At 71.9% G+C, this 21,103-nt stretch carries 19 protein-coding genes; 13 read left to right on the top strand and 6 right to left on the bottom strand.

What is annotated here, in order from left to right:
• The first annotated feature begins 107 nt into the window (after positions 1-107).
• The 7 genes from VSH64_RS41550 to VSH64_RS41520 all read left to right on the top strand — a co-directional run bounded on the left by VSH64_RS41550 (position 108) and on the right by VSH64_RS41520 (position 8,174).
• Positions 108-542, top strand: coding sequence for a DUF1707 SHOCT-like domain-containing protein (locus VSH64_RS41550; protein WP_326568194.1), 435 nt, complete (start codon positions 108-110; stop codon positions 540-542).
• Positions 543-697: 155 nt separating this feature from the next.
• Complete coding sequence (locus tag VSH64_RS41545; RefSeq protein WP_326568193.1) at positions 698-994, top strand: chorismate mutase; 297 nt, start codon at positions 698-700, stop codon at positions 992-994.
• A gap of 63 nt (positions 995-1,057) precedes the next feature.
• Positions 1,058-1,363 (top strand): hypothetical protein, encoded by a 306-nt coding sequence (locus VSH64_RS41540; RefSeq protein WP_326568192.1) that lies wholly within the window; start codon positions 1,058-1,060, stop codon positions 1,361-1,363.
• A 705-nt stretch (positions 1,364-2,068) separates the two neighbouring features.
• Positions 2,069-3,928: a coiled-coil domain-containing protein gene (locus VSH64_RS41535; RefSeq protein ID WP_326568191.1), complete on the top strand. Its 1,860-nt coding sequence runs from the start codon at positions 2,069-2,071 to the stop codon at positions 3,926-3,928.
• A 289-nt stretch (positions 3,929-4,217) separates the two neighbouring features.
• Complete coding sequence (locus VSH64_RS41530; protein ID WP_326568190.1) at positions 4,218-5,129, top strand: hypothetical protein; 912 nt, start codon at positions 4,218-4,220, stop codon at positions 5,127-5,129.
• A gap of 212 nt (positions 5,130-5,341) precedes the next feature.
• Positions 5,342-6,982, top strand: coding sequence for a serine/threonine-protein kinase (locus VSH64_RS41525; protein WP_326568189.1), 1,641 nt, complete (start codon positions 5,342-5,344; stop codon positions 6,980-6,982).
• Between the two features lie 16 nt (positions 6,983-6,998).
• Positions 6,999-8,174, top strand: a complete 1,176-nt coding sequence (locus VSH64_RS41520; RefSeq protein WP_326568188.1) for a serine/threonine-protein kinase — start codon at positions 6,999-7,001, stop codon at positions 8,172-8,174.
• A 36-nt stretch (positions 8,175-8,210) separates the two neighbouring features.
• Here VSH64_RS41520 and VSH64_RS41515 read toward each other — a convergent pair whose 3' ends face one another.
• Positions 8,211-9,113: a LysR family transcriptional regulator gene (locus VSH64_RS41515; RefSeq protein ID WP_326568187.1), complete on the bottom strand. Its 903-nt coding sequence runs from the start codon at positions 9,111-9,113 to the stop codon at positions 8,211-8,213.
• 104 nt (positions 9,114-9,217) lie between these two features.
• Between VSH64_RS41515 and VSH64_RS41510 the strand changes: the two genes are divergently transcribed.
• Positions 9,218-10,138: a DMT family transporter gene (locus tag VSH64_RS41510; protein ID WP_326568186.1), complete on the top strand. Its 921-nt coding sequence runs from the start codon at positions 9,218-9,220 to the stop codon at positions 10,136-10,138.
• Here the strand turns inward: VSH64_RS41510 and VSH64_RS41505 are convergent.
• The gene (locus tag VSH64_RS41505) at positions 10,135-10,842 is read right to left on the bottom strand and encodes a response regulator transcription factor (RefSeq protein WP_326568185.1); all 708 of its coding nucleotides are present in this window, start codon (positions 10,840-10,842) and stop codon (positions 10,135-10,137) included. The genes VSH64_RS41510 and VSH64_RS41505 overlap by 4 nt on opposite strands.
• A gap of 7 nt (positions 10,843-10,849) precedes the next feature.
• Positions 10,850-12,265 carry a PspC domain-containing protein gene (locus VSH64_RS41500; protein ID WP_407655597.1) on the bottom strand — a complete coding sequence of 472 codons (1,416 nt, stop codon included), beginning with the start codon at positions 12,263-12,265 and terminating at the stop codon, positions 10,850-10,852.
• A gap of 121 nt (positions 12,266-12,386) precedes the next feature.
• On the opposite strand from VSH64_RS41500, the gene VSH64_RS41495 reads away from it, so the two are divergent.
• Both VSH64_RS41495 and VSH64_RS41490 read left to right on the top strand, forming a co-directional pair.
• Entirely contained in the window at positions 12,387-13,691 is a 1,305-nt protein-coding gene (locus tag VSH64_RS41495; protein WP_326568184.1) for a PspC domain-containing protein, read from the top strand.
• Entirely contained in the window at positions 13,684-13,896 is a 213-nt protein-coding gene (locus tag VSH64_RS41490; RefSeq protein ID WP_326568183.1) for a hypothetical protein, read from the top strand. Before VSH64_RS41495 ends, VSH64_RS41490 begins: the two co-directional genes overlap by 8 nt.
• Before the next feature lie 97 nt (positions 13,897-13,993).
• Here the strand turns inward: VSH64_RS41490 and guaA are convergent, their stop codons facing one another.
• On the bottom strand, positions 13,994-15,550 hold the full coding sequence (guaA, locus tag VSH64_RS41485; RefSeq protein WP_326568182.1) for a glutamine-hydrolyzing GMP synthase: 1,557 nt from the start codon (positions 15,548-15,550) through the stop codon (positions 13,994-13,996).
• A gap of 119 nt (positions 15,551-15,669) precedes the next feature.
• On the opposite strand from guaA, the gene VSH64_RS41480 reads away from it, so the two are divergent.
• On the top strand, positions 15,670-16,218 hold the full coding sequence (locus VSH64_RS41480; RefSeq protein ID WP_326568181.1) for a DinB family protein: 549 nt from the start codon (positions 15,670-15,672) through the stop codon (positions 16,216-16,218).
• Between the two features lie 62 nt (positions 16,219-16,280).
• Here the strand turns inward: VSH64_RS41480 and VSH64_RS41475 are convergent, their stop codons facing one another.
• Positions 16,281-16,892, bottom strand: coding sequence for a rhomboid family intramembrane serine protease (locus VSH64_RS41475; protein ID WP_326568180.1), 612 nt, complete (start codon positions 16,890-16,892; stop codon positions 16,281-16,283).
• A gap of 137 nt (positions 16,893-17,029) precedes the next feature.
• Between VSH64_RS41475 and VSH64_RS41470 the strand changes: the two genes are divergently transcribed.
• Both VSH64_RS41470 and VSH64_RS41465 read left to right on the top strand, forming a co-directional pair.
• Complete coding sequence (locus VSH64_RS41470; protein ID WP_326568179.1) at positions 17,030-18,070, top strand: zinc-dependent alcohol dehydrogenase family protein; 1,041 nt, start codon at positions 17,030-17,032, stop codon at positions 18,068-18,070.
• A gap of 90 nt (positions 18,071-18,160) precedes the next feature.
• Positions 18,161-19,606, top strand: coding sequence for an aldehyde dehydrogenase family protein (locus VSH64_RS41465; RefSeq protein ID WP_326568178.1), 1,446 nt, complete (start codon positions 18,161-18,163; stop codon positions 19,604-19,606).
• 2 nt (positions 19,607-19,608) lie between these two features.
• On the opposite strand, the gene VSH64_RS41460 is transcribed toward VSH64_RS41465, so the two are convergent.
• Positions 19,609-21,066, bottom strand: a complete 1,458-nt coding sequence (locus VSH64_RS41460; RefSeq protein WP_326568177.1) for an FAD-binding oxidoreductase — start codon at positions 21,064-21,066, stop codon at positions 19,609-19,611.
• Positions 21,067-21,103 lie beyond the last annotated feature (37 nt).

The raw sequence follows: 21,103 nt of genomic DNA, 5'->3' as shown, positions 1-21,103 counted from the left end.
TGGGGTACGACAGGTTCGCTGGCAGGCGACTGCGCTCGCCGACGTACGCCGGGGTGTCGCCTCCCGTCCGACGCGCGAACGCACCCGCGCGCGGAGCATCGAACGGTATGGACGACAAGATCCCCGCCCGGTTGAGGGCATCCGACAGCGACCGCGAACGCGTCGCCGCGACCATCCAGTCCGCCGGTTCCGAAGGCCGGCTCACGCTCGAAGAAGTAGAGGAACGGCTCGGCACCGTCTACGCGACGCGCTACGTCGACGAGCTCGGCGCGCTCACCACCGACCTGCCACGCCCACCGGCTGCGCGCCGCCCGGCACCCGGCTGGCCGCTCACCTTCGCCGCGCTGCGCGAGCACCCGGCGCTGCGCGTGCACGCCGCGATCGTGGCCGTGCTGGCGGTGCTGCTGATCGTGCGGTGGGCCGTGCTGGGCGTCGGTTTCTTCTGGCCGGCGATGCCGTTGTTCTGGCTGTTCGTGACCCTCGTGGTGCACGCGCGCGTGCGGAGTTTGCGGCGGCGCGGCGAAACTCCTGTGCCATACTGATCCGGTGCGGCACAGCAGCGAGCGATTTTTTTACGGGACCCGGCCTCCGGCTCCCGTGATCGCGTAGTGCCCCACCCGCCATCACCCGCAGCCCCGGAGTCCGACGGACCCGGGGCTTTCGCCGTCCGAGGGTCCGGAACGCCAGAGAGGTCCCGATGAACCCGCAGACTCAGAACGCCGACGGCCAGCCCGCCGAGAACACCACCGCCGGCGAGGACATCTCCTCGCTGCGCAAGGAGATCGACTTCCTCGACGCCGAAATTCTGCGGCTGGTGAAACGCCGCGTGGAGGTGTCGCAGACGATCGGCGCGGCCCGCATGGCCGCCGGCGGCACGCGGATCGTCTACAACCGCGAGATGGACGTGCTCGAGCGCTACCGCGAGCTCGGGCCGGAGGGCCGACAGCTGGCCATGGCGCTGCTCAACCTGGGCCGCGGCCGCCTCGGCCGGTGAACTTACGGCCACATCGGGGTCTTCCCCGATTCATCGCCGCGCGAAACCGGGCAGACTGGACCCATGATTAACGTCATCGCCGTCATCATCGCGATCGCGAGCGTTCTGGCGGCACTGGGCCATGTCGGTTACCTGGCGCTGCTCAACAACGCAGCGGGTAAGCGAGCCGGCGGCGCGCCTGTCGCGCAGTACGTGCGCAGCCGCTGGATGGTCGCCGGTGGTACCACGGCGGCATCACTGCTCGCTTGGCTGATCACTTCTGGGGGACCGACGGCCGACATCATCGCCATCGTGATTGCTGTCGGTAGCGGTGCTGTGGCCACGAAGGCCCTTCAGTCGACCCGGGAGAGGTACCGCAGCGGAGGGTGACCACCCCCAGCTGCGGCGATTGCGCTGCGTAGCGTGACCCCACGCCCGTTCGGTCGCGCCCGACAGAGTGAAACCTGTGCAAGTTGCAGTTTGCCCCGAGACTTTCGCCTGGGGGTTTCCTAGTCTTGGGTTCGTGAGGACCCATGCGTCTGGGTCGGGCGACGCCCGGAGGACGCGCGGGAGCTGCGGCTCCGCGCGCCCACTGGCGTATGCGCGTGCAGATGCGCGGGAGTTCGCAAGTGTGGACGCAAGTGACTCCGCTCGCATCTCTGCTCCGATCGGGTTGATCGGGGTGCCGGTGCCGTCACGCCCACACCGGGGAGGGGTCGGACGGGCATGACGGGAAACGCGATGGGTGGGTCGACACGCTCGAACCACCCGGACACGGTGACGGCCGCGGAGGTCACGGTGCCGGGCCGGCACCGTGCTCGCAGCCTTCAGGACACGGACACGTGGACGCCCGTGGTCCCGCCGCACGGTGGGGGGCACCACCGGCACCGGCCCGGGGTCGAGAACGTCGAGGGGCTGGGTGGCGGTTCGCCGGTGGCTTCGGCTGGTTCGCCGCTGTCTCCGGCGCCGCTGTCTCCGGCGCCGCTGTCTCCGCACCGGGGTGCGGCCGGTCCGCGCCCGAGCTTCGCGCCGACGCAGGGGACATTGCCCGCGCCGGTCGCCCAGTCACCTGTTGTCCCCTCACCTGTTGGCGGAGTGCCGCAGGGTCAGCCGCGTCCGCCGATCGCCCTCCCCCAGCCGACGCGCCGAGCCGACGAGCCGCGGGACGAGTACCGCGTTCACGAGGACTACCTCGCTTATCAGCGCGGACTCGCCGGTCAGGCCACGGACGGACCGGCGGCTGAGCGCGGGCTCACCGAGCTGCCGCAGCCGAGCCGAGGCCATCGCGGGTTCACCGCAGGGCGGCTCGACGAAGCCGGGCCGGTCGCTGAGCCGAGCGAGGCCGGGCAGGAGTCGGGATCGCCGTGGAGTGGAGCTCGTTCCGGTGATCTCGCCACGGCGGCCGGGTCGGAGTTCCCGCAGCTCGGGCTCGGTATCCCCGCGGGCGCCAGCGCGCTGCTGAACTCTCCCGCCGGCCAGCTCGGCGCAGGGTTTCCGCCGGTCGGAGCGACCGTGGTCACCGCACAGAACGCGGTGCCGGATCATCCCGCCGGGACCCTGACCGGCACGATTGCCCCCGACTTTTCGCAGGTCAGGCACAGTGTGCCGGCTCGCCAGAGTGCCCTGATCGGTCCGGCTTCCAGCACGATCACGCCGGAGTTCGGGTCGGGTGAGAGGCGGGTGCCGACCGGCCAGGCCGTGGTGCCGGATCCCGTGCCGATGAGTGAGGTCGACCGGGCGTGGGCGGCGCCGGGGACCACGCGTTCGCTGGCGGACGTGCCGCCGCACGAGGGGCTGGGGCGGCCGCAGATGCGGCGGAGCCGGCGGGAGCGGGTGGCGGCGACGGCGGCCACGTTGGCGCAGCCGCAGGTCGACCCCGACGAGACCGAGCAGACCGCGCAAGCCCTGCAGGCCGAGCTGGACCAGGCCGAGGCCGAAGCCGCGCGGGAGCACGTGGACCTGAGCGCGGCCGGGAAATCGAATCGCGCCGAGAACCCGAACCGCGAGGCGCAGCCCGAGCCGCCGAAGCGGCAGCGGGTCACGTTGCGGGCGCCGGCCGTGAAGGCGCGCGAGCGGGGGCCGTTCGACGAAGCCGCGCTCGACGAAGAAGAAGACGAAGTGCGCGTGTACGCCGCGCCGCTGCTCGACGGGCTCGGCAAGTTCGACCTGGGGTCCGTGCCAGCGTCGGTCACGCCGCCGAAGACGTGGCGGAAGGCGGCGTGGTTCGCGACCGGCGCGTCGGGCGCGGTGGTGGTGGGGCTGTTGTTCGCCGGCACCTTCCTCGTCGGCGGGCCGACCACGACCACCGACGCGCTCGGCGGCGGCTGGCCGGGCCGGCAGAACGGCGGCAACCCGCTGATCCTCCCGGACCCGTCGCTCGGCCAGCAGGGCGGAACCGGCGGCGGCCCGCAGGACAGCAGCTCCGGCGGCAAGCACCGCACCGCCGACGACTCCGCCGACTCCGACCCGGACACGCACCCGCAGAACGCCGTCGGCTCCGACACCAGCGAGGCGCGGACGCCGACCGACTCGTCGAGCAGCGACTCCTCGGCGCCCGTCACAACCGGGCCCACGTCGACGCCCGCCGCGCCGGACGCGAAGCCGCCGGTCACGCCGGCGCAGCGCGAGACCTCGCCGACCAACCCGTTTTACGGACCGGCGAAGAACCCGAAGACGATGGGCGACAACACCGAGAAGTTCTTCAACACGGTCACCACCGACCCCAACGAGGCGGCCGCCGTGACCACCGGGGACCTCAAGCAGGAGGGCCCGCAGGGCCTGCGCCAGCGCTACGCGAACGTGGCGTACTTCGAGGTCAAAAAGGTGGAGATCGACCCCGACAGCAACACGACCGTAAACACCCTCGAGGTGACGCACACCGACGGCACCAAGACGATCGAGCAGCGCACCCTGACCTTCGGCGACGACGAAAAAATCGCCGACGACGGCGCCTGACCAGGCACGATCGTCGAACTCGCGCCGAACGTTTCGTGCAAGTGCAGAGTGCCCGTTCCGATGCACGTGCGGTGCGGTAAGCGGTTGAACCTGCTCCGGTTGGGTGACATAAGCTGCCGCTCGTCGTATGACGACGGCATTCCGGCGACTGAGCCTGGCGGCCGCCCGTCACCACAGGGTTACCTGGCGACAACGGCTCAGGACACCGACCACGAATCGGCCGCCCGGAGCAGCGGCGTACGACCGAACGGCCGTACCGCCGTCCCCGAACCCCAGAGCGAGGACTTTCGTGCTTGATCGGCAGCGCACACGGCGTGAGACCCGCGAGGTCACTGCCGTCCGCGTCGAGGACGTGATCCCGGCCGAGCTGCTCGACGGCGTCGGCGTCGAGGACCGCGACTACCTCGAGCAGGTCTTCCGCGAGCCGCAGAACTACCTGCCGCCACGGTCACACCGCATGGACCCGGCGCACCGCGCGGACGCCGCGAGGTCCGCCGAACCCGCCGAAGAACCCGAGAGCCGCTTCGCCCGCCGGGCCAAGCAGGTGGGCCTCGTCGGCGCCGGTGCGCTCGTCGCGGGCGCCGTGGTCACCGCGGCCCTGCTCAGCGGTGGACCCCGACCGACCACCCCGGTCGCCGAGGACACCATCCCCACCGGCTTCAGCGGCGCCGCCGCGCTCGGCGGCCAGGCCGTGCCCAGCCCGCAGGAACACGGCGCCGGCGGCACCACCTTCGGCCACCGCGAGGGCACGTCGACCGAGTCCGGCGACGGCACCCCGCAGCCCACGCAGAACACCGGCTCGGCCACGCAGCACACCGGCGCCCCAAGCACGTCCGTGCCGAGCACCACGCCGGCCACGGGTGACACCGAGGCCACCGGCGCGGTCGCCACGTCCGACGCCGACAAGCTGAAGGCCGTGAAGTCCTTCTACTCGTCGATCGACAAGAACCCCGACAACGCGCTGGCGTTGCTGGCCCCCGGCCTCGCCCAGGGCGAAGCCGGCAGCCTGGTCCGTGCGTGGAGCGCGGCGCGGTCGATCGACGTGCAGGACGCCCGCGTGCAGGACGACGGGTCCGTCGTCGCCGTCGCGGTGCTGCACCAGGCCGACGGCACACTGCTGCGCGTCACTCAGCTGTTCGACGTCGTGGAGCACGACGTCATCTCCGAAGCGCGACTGCTCTCCGCCGTCGCATTCTCCTGACCTGCACAAACACTGTTCCGGGTAGACGATCAGACCGTGCCGCGTGCGTGTGCACAGAGTGAACGCCTAGCCTTGTCACGGGCCGGACTCGGGAAAACCGGCACACGGCCCACGACAGGTGCCTACGCTCCGGTGCTGCGACCGGTCGATGGTCGCGTCTTCGGGGTGGGCACGTCCCGCTCCGGCAAGTCGGAGCCCCAAAGGGAGGTCGCGTGAGCGACGAGGGTCGTCTGGTCGCCGGCCGGTACCGGATCATCGGCCGGATCGGCACCGGCGCGATGGGTGCCGTCTGGCAGGCACACGATGAGGTGCTGGGCCGCACGGTGGCCGTCAAGCAGCTGCTGATGCAGCCGGGCCTCGATGAGCACGACGCCGAAGACGCCCGGCAGCGCACCATGCGCGAGGGCCGCATCGCCGCGCGCCTGCACCACCCCAACGCGATCTCGGTGTTCGACGTCGTCACCGACGACAACGGCCAGCCGTGCCTGATCATGGAGTACCTCAACTCCACGAGCCTCGCCCAGGTCCTGCAGGAGCGCGGCACGCTGCCGCCGCTCGAGGTTGCGCGCATCGGCGCCCAAGTGGCCGCCGCGCTGCGCGAGGCCCACGCCGTGGGGATCGTGCACCGCGACATCAAGCCGGGCAACATCCTGCTGGCCGGCACCGGCACGGTGAAGATCACCGACTTCGGCATCTCGCGCGCCAAGGACGACGTCACGGTCACCAAGACCGGGATGATCGCCGGCACGCCCGCGTACCTCGCGCCCGAGGTCGCGATCGGCGGTGACCCCGGCCCCGAGTCCGACGTGTTCTCGCTCGGCTCCACGCTCTACGCCGCGTGCGAGGGCCAACCGCCGTTCGGCCTGTCGGAAAACACGCTGAGCCTGCTGCACGCCGTCGCCGCGGGGCAGATCAACCCGCCGCGCCAGTCGGGCCCGCTGGCGAGCGTGCTCGCCGTGCTGCTGCACCCCGACATCCACCACCGGCCCACGGCCGAAGAGTGTGAAGAGCTGCTCGCGTCCGTCGCGCGCGGCGAGACCCCGCTGGGCGGACCGGCCGGCGAGACCGTGATGGTGGCTTCGGCCGGCACGCTCGGTGCCGCCGCCGTGGCCGGCGCGGCCGCCACGCATCTGTTCCCCGAAGAGGACATGGACGACGCCGCGCACTCGGGCACGCTGCTCGACCAGCCCGGCCCGGCGCAGCAGTACTACGACGACGAAGCCGAGTACCCCGCGGCCGCCGCGTACCCCCAGAACGACTACGACGGCTACGACCAGCAGTACCAGGGCGAGCCCCCGCTCTACGGCGACCCGGGCCGCAACGGCCTGGCCGCCACCCGGTCCGTGCCGACCCACGACGTCTACGCCGACGACCAGTACGACGACGGGTATGACGACGGCTACGACGAGCCGCCGCCCCCGGCGCGTGGCCAGACCAGCCCCACCGACGACGAGGACGAGAAGCCCGGCGCGTGGAAGAAGCCGGCGATCATCGGAGCCATCGTCGTGGTCGGCCTGGTGGCGCTCGGCGTGTGGCTGCTGAGCTCGAACAACCCGCCGGACGCGTCGCAGCAGCCCGCTCCCCCGCCCACGTCGTCGGCTGTGGTTCCGACCACAGATACGGCTCCTTCGAGTGAAGAAGCAACCACGAGCGAAGAAGAGACGTCTTCCCAAGAGCAGACTTCTTCACGCGAGACGACGTCGTCTCGCCGGACCTCCGCGCGGAACACTCCGTCGCGCGAGACGTCGTCCGAGCAGGAGACGCCGTCCACCACATCGAGCTCGAAGCAGACAACGGCGCCTAGCAGCCCGACAACGACTCCTTCGAGCGACCAACCGCCGGCAGGCGGCTAGCGATCCAGGAACAGATTTGAGCTCAGAAGGCACCATCGTCGGCGGCCGGTACCGGCTCGACCAGCCGATCGGCCGCGGCCGCGCGGGCATCGTGTGGCAGGCGTTCGACACGCGGCTGTTCCGCACGGTCGCGATGAAGCGCATGTACCTGCCCGTCGGCCTGCCCCCGGACCGCGCCGAGCAGGCGCGCGCCACGGTGATGCAGGAAGGCAAGGACGCGGCCCGCGTGGACCACGCGAGCGCGATCACCGTGTACGACGTGCTGCCCGACGGCCCCGACGTGTGGCTGGTCATGGAGTACATCCCGTCACGCGGGATGGCGTCGTTCCTCGCCGAGCACGGGCGGCTCACGCCTGAGCAGGCGGCGTCGCTCGGCATCATGCTGGGCGACGCGATGGCCGCGATCCACGCGGCCGGCATCGTGCACCGCACGCTCGAACCCGGCACGGTCCTGCTGGCCGACGACGGCAGCGTGAAGCTCACCGACATCGGCATCACCGGCGGCGGGCCGCACCCGGCCTACCGCGCACCCGAGGTCACGCGCGGCGCCCCGGCCTCGCCGGCCGCCGACGTGTTCTCCCTCGGCGCCACGCTGTACACGGCCGTGGAAGGGGTGGCGCCGTTCGGTGACGACGGCGAGTCGTCCGAGCGGCCGCCGCAGAACGCGGGCGTGCTGGCCGGCGCGCTGCGCAAGATGCTGCGGATGGACCCGACCGCGCGCCCGACGATGGCCGACACGGTGGCGGCGCTCAGCGCGATCACCGAGGGCCGCGAGCAGACGGCGTTCATCCCGCCCACCGCGCCCGCGATGCCGACCATGCCCGCGGCGTGGCCGATGCCGCCGAACCAGACGGGTCAGCCGGGACCGGTGCAGCCGGGACAGCCCGGGCCGTTGATGCAGATGCCGGTGCAGCAGGTGCCCTACGCACCGGCCGCGCCGCAGCCCCTGCAGCAGCCGATGGCCGCCCAGCCCACGCAGCAGATGATGCCGGCCCAGCCGGCTCACCCGCCTCAGCAGGCCCAGCCGCAACCGCCGACGGCGCGGTTCGTGCCGTCGGCCGCGCAGCAGGCGGCGTCGGCGGCCGAGGTGCGGCAGAAGGCCGCGGCCCGGCGGAAGCTGATCCTCACCGTGGCCGCGATCCTGTGCGCCGTGCTGATCGGGATCGGCGTTTCCGAGCTGCTGTTCGTCTGACGCGCTCGCCCGACCGAGCAGGCGGCTGATCCGGCGTCAGGCGACCTTGGAGATCGCCTGACGCATCGCGTCGATCAGCGTGTGCACTGCCGGATTGCCCCACGCCCGCGCGGACACGGCCGCGTGGATGATCCGGCACGGCTCGGGGTTGCGCACGCGTCGCACGATGACCCCCGGGTGCGGCGTGCCGACGCCCAGCTCCGGGATCAGGCACACGCCCAGGCCGGCGGCCACGAATCCCTGCGCCGTCTGGTAGTCCTCGGCCTCGACCACCGGGTTGAGCGTGAAGCCGGCCGAAGCGCACGCACCGTCGAGGATCGCGCGACAGGCGCCCGGCAGCGGGTCCACGCCGACCCACGACTCCTCGGCGAGGTCGGTCAGGTCGAGCACGCGCTTGCGCGCCAGCGCGTGGTGGCGCGGCAGCACCACCCGATACGGGTCGTCGAGCAGGTGCACCATCTCGATGCCCTTCGCGGGCGGCGTGGCCCGCGGCGTGACGACGATGGCCACGTCCGCGCGGCCCTCCTCGACCTCGGGCATCGGGTCGTGGGGCTCGGTGAGCTTGAGGTCGAGCCACACGCCGGGGTGCTCGCGGCGCACGGCGGCCACCGCGTGCGGGATCACCGACGCGCCGGCCGTGGCGAAGTACCGGATCGCGAGCTTGCCGGTGCGGCCTTCCTTGAGCTCGGTCAACGCCGCCTCGGCCTTCGCCAGCTCCGCGCTCAGCGTCTCGGCGTGTTCCGAGAGCAGCACGCCCGCGGGAGTCGGCCGGATGCCGCGGCCCACGCGTTCGAGCAGCTCGGTGCCCGCCTCGCGTTCGAGGACCGAGAGCTGCTGGCTGATCGCCGACGGGGTGTACCCGAGGTTTCGGGCCGCGGCGGTGATCGACCCACTGGTGATCACCGCGCGCAGCACCTGCATGCGCCGCACGTCGAGCATGCCCTGATTCTACAGCTCAGCTTAAGCGTTCCTGCAGTTATTTTCGCTTGTCCTTACGTCTGGACCGGGTCACGCTGGAGTCCGGCCGATAAGGAGGACCTGGGGTGGGCGAGACGAAGACCCTGCTCAGAATTGCCGCACTGGCACTGATGTGGGGTTCGAGCTTCTTCTGGATCAAGCTGGGGCTCGCGGCGTTCTCGCCGGTGCAACTGGTGCTCGCACGCCTGGTGCTCGGCGCCGTGGTGCTTGTGGCGCTGTGCAAGCTCGGGCGGCGCCGGCTGCCCACGGACAAGCGCACGTGGCGCCACCTCACCGTGGCCGCGTTCTTCCACAACGCGTTGCCGTTCCTGCTTTTCGCGATCGGTGAGACCACTGTGGACTCGGGCATCACCGGCGTGCTGAACTCCACCACGCCGCTGTGGGTGCTCGTGGTCGCGCCGTTCCTCGGGGTCCGCCACCGGATGACGGCGATGCGCGCGGCCGGGCTCGTGGTGGGGCTCATCGGGATCCTGCTGATCTTCGCGCCGTGGGAAGCGTCCGGGCTGCTGAGCTGGGGCGCGCTGGCCTGCCTCGCCGCGGCCGCCAGCTACGGCTTCGCGTTCGTCTACGAAGGCCGCTACCTCTCGGGCACGGGCGACTCGCCGTACGCGCTCTCCGGTGGCCAGATGATGATCGCCGCCGGGTTCCTCGTGCTCGTGATGCCGTTCGGCGGGTTCACGCCGGTGCACCTCACGCCTCTGGCCGCGACCGCCGTGGTGATCCTCGGCATCGGCGGCACCGGGATCGCGTTCGCGCTCAACTACCAGCTGCTGGCCAGTGAAGGCGCCGTGGCCGCTTCGGTGGTCGGGTACCTGCTGCCGATCGTGTCGGTGGCGCTGGGCGCGATCTTCCTGCACGAGCAGCTGAGCTTCCGCGTGATCGCGGGCATGGTCGTGGTGCTGGGCGGCGTCGCGCTCACGCGGGTGCAGCGCAAGAAGGCCGATGCGCCACAGCCGGTCGAGGCCGTGGCGACGGAACACGTCTAGACGAGCCGGCGGTCCGAGGCCCAGCGCGACAGCTCGTAGCGGTTGGACAGCTGGGTCTTGCGCAGCACGCTCGACACGTGCGTCTCCACCGTCTTCACCGAGATGAACAGCTCCGACGCGATTTCCTTGTACGCGTAGCCCCGCGCGAGCAGCCGCAGCACGTCGCGCTCGCGCGGGGTGAGCAGGTCGAGCTCGGGGTCGTTGATCGGCGCCGAGCCGGGCCGGTCGGCGAACGCGTCGAGCACGAAGCCGGCCAGGCGCGGCGAGAACACCGCGTCGCCGTCGGCCACGCGCACGATGGCGCGCACGAGTTCCTTCGACGAGATGGTCTTGGTGACGTAGCCGCGCGCGCCGCCGCGGATCACGGCGATCACGTCCTCGGCCGCGTCGGACACCGACAGCGCCAAGAAAACGACGTCAGGCAGCTCCGGGCGAACGCGGCGCAGCACCTCGGCTCCGCCGCCGTCGGGCATGTGCACGTCGAGCAGTACTACCTGCGGCTTGGTGCGCGCGATACCCGTGACGGCGTCGGCCACGGAACCGGCCTCGCCGACCACCTGCACCTCGTCGGTGATCGAGTCGAGTTCCGTGCGGACCCCGGCGCGGAAGAGCGCGTGGTCGTCCACGAGGAACACCTTCACCGGCTCGCGCTGGGTCTCCGTCACCGTGCTGCTCCCTCGCTCGTTGTCGCCCGGCCTGAGCATAGCGACGTCACGCCGCGCCCTTCACCGCTTTGCGTGGCATGGCCAGCTGAACTTCGGTGCCTTCGCCCGGCGCGGTGCGCAGCTTGCAGGTGCCGCCGTGGCGTTCCATGCGGCCGCGGATCGAGTCGGCGAGGCCGTGGCGGTCGGTCGGCACCACCTCGGGGTCGAACCCCTTGCCGCGGTCGCGGATGAACACGGTGACCTCGGTGGGTTCGACCTCGGCGTACACGCTCACCTCGTCGACACCGGCGTGCTTGGCCGCGTTGACCAGCGCTTCGCGGGCCGCCTGCACGAGCGCGGTGAGCGGCTCGTTGAGCTCGACGTCGCCGACCACGACCTGGCTCACGGAGATCGCGAACGTGTCCTCGACCTCGCCGCACGCCGTGGTGAGCGCCTCGGACAGCGGGACGGCGCCCTCTTCCTCTTCCTTCGACTTCTTGTCGCTCGGCTTGCCGTAGCCGCCGGCGCCGTAGAGCCAGCCGCGCAGCTCGCGTTCCTGGCCGCGCGCCAGGCGCGCGACCTCGTGCGGCTGGTCGGACTGGCGCTGGATCAGCGCGAGCGTCTGCAGCACGGAGTCGTGCAGGTGCGCGGCGATCTCGGCGCGCTCGTCGGTGCGGATGCGCGCGCGGCGCTCGTCGCCGAGGTCGCGGACCAGGCGCAGCCAGAACGGCACGGTCAGCACGGCCACGCCCACCAGCGTGGCGAGCACCGCGATGAGCGCGAACTTGACCTGGTCGAAGCTGCCGCTGCGGAACACCACGACCCCGATGCCGGTGGCCACCAGCGCCACCCCGGCGAGGATGCGGATGATCGCGGCGCTGCGGCCGCCCCCGCCCACGAACGCGCCGGTGACGCCGTCGCGCGCCCCCGTGCGCCAGCGGCGGCGCTGCGATTCGTCGGCCTCGCGCCAGACCACGGCCGCACCGAGCATGGCGATGGCCAATGGCACGGCGACCCAGCCGCGGATGGTGCCCGACAGCGTGCCGCTCGCGATGGCGAGGCCGATGCCGAGCGCGATCAGGCCGAACGCCTGCTGCCGCTCCTTCGTGGCCTTCTTGCTGTCGACCTCGGCCGGGTCCTCGGCCTGCTGCGGCACGAAGACCCAGAGCAGGCCGTACGCGAGCAAGCCGGCGCCGTTGAGGGCCGCCAGCAGCGCGAACGCCGCGCGCACCCACACCACCTGCACGCCGAGGTGATCCGCGAGCCCGCCCGCGACACCCGCGACGGCCCGGCCGCTACGACGCCGGTGCATCTTCGGGCGCCCGGGCTGCTCACCGGAGCCGCCGCCGGCCGGGCCCGCCGCGTTCGCGGACGCGGCGGACACCGTGGACACACCAGAGGCCGGCACCGGCTCCCTGGCCGCTCCCGTCACCTGCCCGGCGGCGCCGAGGTCGAGAAAGTCCTGCACGCCGTCCATCGTCACACGCGGCCACCGGTTCGGACATCGGGGAAGCCCCTGATCACGCCCCGATCGGCCGTACTCAGGGGAACCTCAGGGAACGTCCCCGATGTGGCGCGGCCCCGGCTCGCGCATGCTTTGCCGTATGAGTGGTGCGAACGAGGCGCCGAGCCCGAAGTCGAATCCTTTCAACGGCTTCGAGGAGACGGTGAAGGATTTCTGGGTGAGCCGGCCACGCCGGCCGCACGTGGGACGCAAGGTCGCGGGGGTCGCGGCGGGGCTGGGGAACCGCTACGGCATCGACCCGGTCGTGATCCGCGTGGCGCTGGTCGCCGCGATGGTGTTCGGCGGCTTCGGGCTGGTGTTCTACCTGCTCGGCTGGCTGTTGTTCCCGAGCGAAGGCGACGAGGTGTCGGGCTTCGAGGCGCTGATCGGCCGCGGGCACTCGACGATGTCGAGGGCGTTCACGGTCGTGCTCTGCGTCGCGCTGATCCCGGTGATCGGCTGGACGTTCGGCAACGGCTGGTTCGACGGCGGCGGCCTCATCGGGTTCGCGCTGCTTTCCGCAAGCCTCTACCTCCTGCACCGCAGCCGTGGGCAGGACAACCGCCCGGCGCCGGTCGTCGCGTACCCCGCGTATGAGACGGCCCAGGCCGTGCCCGGAACCGGAGCCTTCACGATGACGGACACCACGACGGAGCCGATGGGCGCCGCCGCTCCCGGCTGGGACCCGCTGGCCGCCGATCCGGCCGGCTGGGACCTGCCGGACCCGGGCGGGCCGACGCCGCCCGAAAACCCTTACCGCTACGACGAAGAGCCGGCCCCGCAGCCGCGGCAGCCGAAGTCGAAGATCGGCGGCGCCACGTTCGCCGCGGCCGTGGTCGTGGCCGGCGTGGGTGTGGCCCTGAACCTCAGCGGCGCCGACTGGTTCTCGGTGCGCCACATCATCGGCCTGGTGCTGGGCGTGCTCGGCGTCGGTCTGGTGGCGGGCGCGTTCGTCCGCGGCTCGCGCGGGCTGATCGGGCTCGCGGTGCCGCTGGCGATCGTCGGCATGGTGATGACCACGAGCGCGTTCAACGGCATCGACCTGCGCGGTGGTGTCGGCGACCTCAACGCGACGCCGCGCTCGGTGGCCGAGCTGCAGCCGGAGTACCGGCACGCGGCCGGCGACATCGACCTCGACCTCACGCAGCTGCCCGCCGGCGCGCCGGTCGTGACGACGGTGAGCAACGGCGCCGGCGACACCCGGGTCACCGTGCCCGCGAACGCCGATGTCACCTACACCTGCAAGAACTCCGCCGGCGACGTCGATTGCCTCGACCGCTCCACCAGCGGCGTGGGCCAGGCGCCGCTCACCGGCACCGACTTCGGCGACGACGGGCCGGGCGGCCAGAAGATCACCCTCACCGTGACCAACGGTGCCGGACAGGTGGAGGTGCTCCGTGGCTGACCACTCGAACATCCCGACCCGCCGCCGAGGCGTGGACGCGATCACCTTGATCGTCGGCCTGGCGACTCTGCTGGTCTCGGGTTACGTGCTCTCCGACGGCGCGAGCTGGCTGCCCACCTTCGACTTCCGCTGGGTTGTCGCGGGCGGCGCGGTGTTCGTCGGGGTGCTGCTGCTGGCGGCTTCGCTGGGACGCCGGCGGCGCTGAGCCCAGACACCACCGATGCCGAAGGGCCCCTGCACGGAAGCAGATTCCGTGCAGGGGCCCTTCAGCGCTGTGCGGGGACTGGCTCAGCCGAGCCGGATCACTCCCACTCGATGGTGCCCGGCGGCTTGCTCGTCACGTCGAGGACAACGCGGTTGACCTCCGCCACCTCGTTGGTGATCCGCGTGGAGATGCGTTCCAGCACCTCGTACGGCAGGCGCGTCCAGTCGGCCGTCATGGCGTCTTCGGAAGACACCGGGCGCAGTACGATCGGGTGGCCGTAGGTGCGGCCGTCGCCCTGCACGCCGACGCTGCGGACGTCGGCCAGCAGCACCACCGGGCACTGCCAGATCTCCTGGTCCAGGCCCGCGGCGGTGAGCTCCTCGCGCGCGATGGCGTCGGCCGCCCGCAGGGTTTCGAGCCGGTCGGCCGTGACCTCGCCGATGATGCGGATGCCCAGGCCCGGGCCGGGGAACGGCTGGCGCTGCACGATCGTCTCCGGCAGCCCCAGCTCGAGGCCCACGCGGCGCACCTCGTCCTTGAACAGCAGGCGCAGCGGCTCCACGAGCTCGAACTGCAGGTCGTCGGGCAGGCCGCCGACGTTGTGGTGGCTCTTGATGTTCGCCGTGCCCTCGCCGCCGCCGGACTCGACCACGTCGGGGTAGAGCGTGCCCTGCACCAGGAACTTGTAGTCGCCCTGCGCCTTGAGGTCGCGCTCGGCCTGCTCGAAAACGCGGATGAACTCGCGGCCGATGATCTTGCGCTTCTCCTCCGGGTCGGTCACGCCGGCGAGCGCGCCGAGGAAGCGCTCGCGCGCGTCGATCGTCACGAGCTTCACGCCGGTGGCGGCCACGAAGTCCTGCTCCACCTGCGTGCGTTCGCCCGCGCGCAGCAGACCGTGGTCCACGAACACACACGTGAGCCGCTCGCCGATCGCGCGCTGCACGAGCGCGGCCGCCACGGCCGAGTCGACGCCGCCGGACAGGCCGCAGATCGCCCGGCCCTCGCCGATCTGCTCGGAGATGCGCGTGACTTGTTCGTCCACAATGGACGACGTGGTCCACTGCGGCTTGATGCCCGCGATGTCGGACAGGAAGCGGCGCAGCACCTCCTGGCCGTGGGGCGAGTGCGCCACCTCGGGGTGGTACTGCACGCCGGCGAAGCCGCGGTCGACGTCCTCGAAGCCGGCCACCGCCGCGCCGTCGGAGCTGGCGGTGACGACGGCGCCCTCGGGCGCCTTGGTGACGCTGTCGTTGTGGCTCATCCACGCCGTCTGGTGGCTCGGCAGGCCGGCGTGCAGCCGCCCGCCTTCGCCGACCACGCGCACGTCGGTGCGGCCGAACTCGCGCACCCCGGTGGGCTCGACGACGCCGCCGAGCGCGCGGGCGAGCAGCTGGTGGCCGTAGCAGATGCCGAGGATCGGCACGCCGGCCTCGACCAGCTTCGGGTCCATGGCCGGGGCGCCCTCGGCGTACACGCTCGACGGGCCGCCGGACAGGATGATGGCGGACGGGTTCTTGGCCAGCAGGTCCTCGGCGGTCGAGCTCGACGGCACGACCTCGGAGTAGACCTGCGCCTCGCGCACCCGGCGGGCGATCAGCTGCGCGTACTGCGCCCCGAAGTCGACGACGAGTACCGGACCGGTGGGATTGGCCACCTACGACCTCCAGGCGAATGAGCGCTTTTGCCTCCATCGTCCCAGGTGGGCTGGGTCACCTCGCACCTGCCTCCGGAACGAGGACCGCAGCTGTCCGCGAAGCGTCTTACGGTGCTCCCATGACTGTCGCATGGACCACCGAACTCCACGACCAGCTCGACTGGCACTGGCAGCACCACGTGCGCTCGCGCCTCGAGGGACTCACCGACGACGAGTACTTCTGGCAGCCGGTGGCGGACTGCTGGACCGTGCGCCCGCGTGCGGAGAACCCGGACGGGCCCGGCGCCGGGGACTTCACCGTGGACTTCGCCTATCCCGAGCCGGTGCCGCCGCCCGTGACCACGATCGCCTGGCGGCTCTCGCACCTCATCGTCGGCGTGCTCGGTATGCGGGCCGCGTCGCACTTCGGCGGGCCGGCGATGAGCTACGACACCTTCCCCTACGCGGGCACCGCGGCCGAGGCGATCGACCAGCTCGACTCGGCGTACGCGAATTGGATCGGCGGCGTGAAGGCGCTCGACGCGGAGGCGCTCGCGCGGCCGGTGGGCGAGGCCGAGGGGCCGTTCGCCGAGTACCCGATGGCCGCGCTCGTGCTGCACATCAACCGCGAGACCATCCACCACAGCGCGGAAGTGCTGCTGCTGCGGGATCTGTACCGGAGCAAGTGAGTACGACGACGGCCCGGTCCCCCGACCGGGCCGTCGTACCCCCAGCGCCCCGCGCACCCTCGCTAGGCGCGCACCTTCGGCAGCAGCAGGAACCCGAGCGCCATCCCCAGCAGCGCGGGCAGGCCGTGGTTGTCCCCCACGAGCGTGTCGACGATCGCGAGCGGCGCCACCAGCAGCGGCACCACGAACACCTGCGTCGGCAGCTGCACGCCGTGGCGCGCCGGCGCCCGCAGCAGCGCCACGGCCAGCGCGCCGATGAGTCCCGCGACGCACATCGAGTTGCCCGCGCCCACCGGCTGCAGCCAGACGTAGCTCATGAACTGGCCGAACAGCCCGCAGCCGAAGTAGAGGACGAAGGTGCGCGCGCGGCCAAAGTAGCTCTCCGCCAGCGTGCCGAAGATCGCCAGGACCACCAGGTTGAAGACGCCGCCGAGCAGGCCGCCGTCCTGGAAGAACATCCCGGTGAGCAGGCGCCACCACTCGCCGGCGTCGATCGCCGCGCCGTCGCGCCGCACGTGCTCCAGCAGCCCCGGCGTGACGAGCTGCGCGATGAGCGCCGCCGCCGTGACGAGGAACACCACACCCGTGAGCACGGGCTTGCGGCGCGGGCCGATGCCGTCGAAGACGGCCACGAACGGGTTGCCGTGCCAGCGTTCTGAGGTCCGGTTGGTCATGCTCTGAAGGTAGGGGCCGACCCGCGCGGGTACCCGGTTCATTTGTCACGACCCGGCCGGGGCATGCGTCATGCGGAATGAATCCCGGCCCGGATGACTCGCACTAGGGGAAGAGCGAAAACCGGGAAAGGATCTTCATGCGAGCGACACTCATCTACGGCGCCGGCGACGTCCGCGTGGAGACGGTGGCCGACCCGAAGGTGGCGCAGCCGACGGACGCCGTGGTCCGCGTGGTGCGTTCCTGCATCTGCGGCAGCGACCTGTGGCCCTACGGCGGCATGCCCGCCCAGGAGCACGGCCGGCCGATCGGCCACGAGTTCCTCGGTGTCGTGGAGGAAATCGGCGCCGACGTGACGAGCGTGCGCAAGGGCGACCTGGTCGTGGCTCCGTTCGTGTACTCGGACAACACCTGCGAGTTCTGCCGCGAAGGCCTGCAGACCTCGTGCCTGCACGGCGGCAACTGGGGCGTCGACGGGGTGGACGGCGGTCAGGGCGAGGCCGTGCGCGTGCCGCAGGCCGACGGCACGCTGGTGAAGCTGCCGCTGACCCTCGAAGAGACTTCCGACGAGCTGCTGGCCTCGCTGCTCACGTTGTCGGACGTGTTCTCCACCGGCCACCACGCGGCCTCGACCGCGGGGGTCGCGCCGGGCAAGGCGGTGACCGTGATCGGCGACGGCGCGGTGGGCCTGTCCGCCGTGCTGGCGGCGAAGCGCCTCGGGGCCGAGTACATCGTGCTGATGGGCCGCCACCAGGCCCGCACCGACCTCGGTCGCGAGTTCGGCGCGACCGACGTGGTGGCCGAGCGCGGCGAGGAAGGCATCGCGCGTGTGCGCGAGCTGACCGGCGGCCACGGCACGCACACCGTGCTGGAGTGCGTGGGCACGAAGGCGGCGTTCGAAATGGGCCTCGGTGTGGTGCGCGCGGGTGGCGCGCTGAGCCGCGTGGGCGTGCCGCAGTACCCGGAGGGCCCGATCGGGCGGCCGGTGTTCACGCGCAACATCACCATCACCGGTGGCGTCGCCCCGGCGCGGCACTACATCCCGCAGCTGCTGCCCGACGTGCTCGACGGCCGCTACCAGCCGGGCCGCGTGTTCGACCGCACGATCGGGCTCGACGACGTGCCGGCCGGGTACCGGGCGATGGCCGATCGCGAGGCGCTCAAGGTGCTCGTGAAGTAGGGCTCGTGAAGTAGGGCTCGACGCGCCGCGCGAACCCCGTAAGGGTGGGGGTTCACGCGGCGCGCACCGCGTCCCCATACCTTGGTACGCATGGACATGATCACCCCGGAGCCGCGGCCCGCGTGGGTCGCCGGCCGGGCGGAGCAGGGTGCGGACACCCTCGTGGTGCGGCACCCGCTCGACGGCAGCGAAGTGGCGACCGTGGCGGTGCCCGGCGCGGAGCAGGTGGAGCGCGCGGTGGCGGCCGCCGCGGGCGTCGCGCGGGAGTTCCGCCGCACGCCCGCACACCAGCGCGCGGCGGCGTTGGAGCACGTCTCGCGCGGGTTGCGGATGCGGGCCGAGGAGCTCGCCGAGGTGATCACCGCGGAGAACGGCAAGCCGCTGAAGTGGGCGGAAGCCGAGGTGAACCGCGCCGTCTCGGTGTTCCGCATCGCGTCGGAGGAGGCGCGCCGGTTCAGCGGTGACGTGCAGCGCCTCGACGCCGACCCGTCGGGCGACGCGCGCCTGGCGCTCACGCGGCGCGTGCCGCGCGGGCCGGTGCTGGGGATCTCACCCTTCAACTTCCCGCTGAACCTGGTGGCGCACAAGGTCGCGCCGGCGCTCGCGGTCGGCGCGCCGATCATCGTGAAGCCGGCGCCGCGCACGCCGCTCTCGGCGTTGATCCTCGGTGAGGTGCTGGCCGGGGCGGATCTGCCGCTCGGCGCGTTTTCCGTGCTGCCGCTGGGAAACGCCGAGACGCAGGCGCTGGTGGCCGACCCGCGGCTGCCGGTGGTGTCGTTCACCGGCTCCGGCCCCGTCGGCTGGTCGATCGCGGACGCGGCGCCGCGCAAGCACGTGGTGCTCGAGCTCGGTGGCAACGCGGCGGCCGTGGTGCTGCGCGACTGGCCCGACCCCGAGGGCGCGGCCCAGCGGATCGCGACGTTCGGCAACTACCAGGCCGGCCAGTCGTGCATCTCGGTGCAGCGGGTGATCGTGGACGCGGCGGTGGCCGAGGAGTTCGTGCCCGCGCTGGTGGAAGCCGTGGAGGCACAGCAGACCGGTGACCCGTACGACCGCAACACCGACGTCGGCCCGGTCGTCGACGAGGCCGCGGCCGAGCGGATCATCGAGTGGGTCGAGGAGGCCGTGGCGGCGGGCGCGAAGCTGCTCACCGGCGGCACGCGCGAAGGCACGCAGGTGGCGCCGACGCTGCTCACCGACGTGCCGGCCGACGCGCGCGTGTGGTCGGAGGAGGTGTTCGGGCCGGTGCTGGCCCTGTCCGTTGTGGACGGTGTGGACGAGGCCTTCGCGGCCGTGAACGACTCGGCCTACGGGCTGCAGACCGGCGTGTTCACCTCCGACGTGCAGCTGGCGTTCCACGCGTCGGCCGAGCTCGAGGTGGGCGGGGTGATCATCGGTGACGTGCCGTCGTACCGCGCGGACCAGATGCCCTACGGCGGCGTGAAGGGTTCGGGGGTCGGGCGCGAAGGCGTGCTGGCGGCGATGAACGACCTCACCGAGGAGCGGGTGACGGTGTTCACCGGAGTGGATCTTTAGGCTTACACCGACAGCGCGAACTTGAGGACGCCGTCCGGATCGTAGGTCTTCGCGACCTGGTCGAGCCGGGCGGCGTTTTCGCCGTAGTAGGCCTGCTTCCAGTCCGGCATGGTCGGGTCGAGGTAGTTCACGTAGCCGCCGTCCGCGCCCGCGTCGGCGAGACCACTGACCACAGTGGACACGTTCTTCGCGACGGTGGTGTGGTTGCCCGTGGTGGCCGGGGCGTAGATCTGGATGCTGGCCAGCGCGTTGCGGTGCGGGAAGGCGGTGTCGGTGGCTTTCAGGTCCGCGACCGCGCCGCCGAGGCCGTCGATGAGCAGGTCCATGCCCTTGTGCCCGGCGGCGAGGTCGCTCACCTTCGCGCCTTCCACCGGGTCGGTGATGATCCGCGACGAGGCCACGAACGTCTGGCGCGCGGAGCTGCCGGAGAAGTAGTTCATGGCGCCGCCGTAGCTCAGCGACTTCATCGTGCGGCTCGACGGGCTGGCGTTCAGCTTGCCCAGCAGCGCGGTGAGGTCGCTCGAGCCGCCGACGAACGCGCCGCCGACCCGGCACGCCACCGGCGAACCACCCGAGACCACGAGGTTCGACCACAGCTCGGGCGGGGTCGTGGGCAGCCACTGCTGCCACGCGTCGAGCACGTCGCCCGCCGAGCCACCCGGGAAGTGCAGCGAGAACACGGTGATGTCCGGCGCCGGGTCGGTGCGGAAGGTGAACGACGTGACGATGCCGAAGTTGCCGCCCCCGCCGCCGCGCAGCGCCCAGAACAGGTCGGGCTCGGAGTCGGCGCTGGCGGTGCGCAGCTTGCCGTCGGGCGTCACGATCTGGGCCGACACGAGGCGGTCGCAGGTGAGGCCGTACTTGCGCGCCACCACGCCGATCCCTCCGCCGAGCGTGAGCCCGGCGATGCCGACCGTCGGGCACGAGCCGGCGGGCAGGCAGCGGCCGGCCTTCGCGAGCGCCGCGTAGACGTCGCCGAGCCGCGCGCCCGCACCGATCACGACCTGCTCACCCTGCACCTGCACCTGCGACAGCGCGCCGACGTCGACGATCAGGCCGCCGTCGGGCGTGGAGTAGCCGGCGTAGCTGTGGCCGCCGCTGCGCGCGGCGATCGGGAGCCGTTGTGCTGCCGCTTCGAAGCAGGCCTGCACGTCTTCGGGCTTCTGCACCTTCGCCACGGCGGCCGGGGTGTGGCCGTCGAAGAGCGGGTTGTAGCCGTGCTTGGCGGTGGCGAAGCCGCTGTCGGAGGGCAGCACGAGGTCGCCGCTGAGCTTGCTCTTGAGCGCGTTCCAGTCGGGCGGCCCCTGCGGCTTCGTCGACGGCGGCGCCGCGGTGGGCGTGGTCGGCGCACTCGCGGGCGGCTGCTGCGGCGGCGCGGAGTTCGGCGCGCACGCGGCCGCCACCGCGCCGAGCGTGGTGAGCCCGGCGGCCCGCAAGAACGTCCTTCTCCCGACTGTCATAGTTGATCAGACGTTCCGGACGCCTGGGTGGTTCATT

It is taken from the genome of Amycolatopsis rhabdoformis (assembly GCF_035918295.1).
GTDB lineage: Bacteria > Actinomycetota > Actinomycetes > Mycobacteriales > Pseudonocardiaceae > Amycolatopsis > Amycolatopsis rhabdoformis.
The sequence above is the reverse complement of the archived record's forward strand: the minus strand, read 5'-3'. Positions and strand labels throughout refer to the sequence as shown.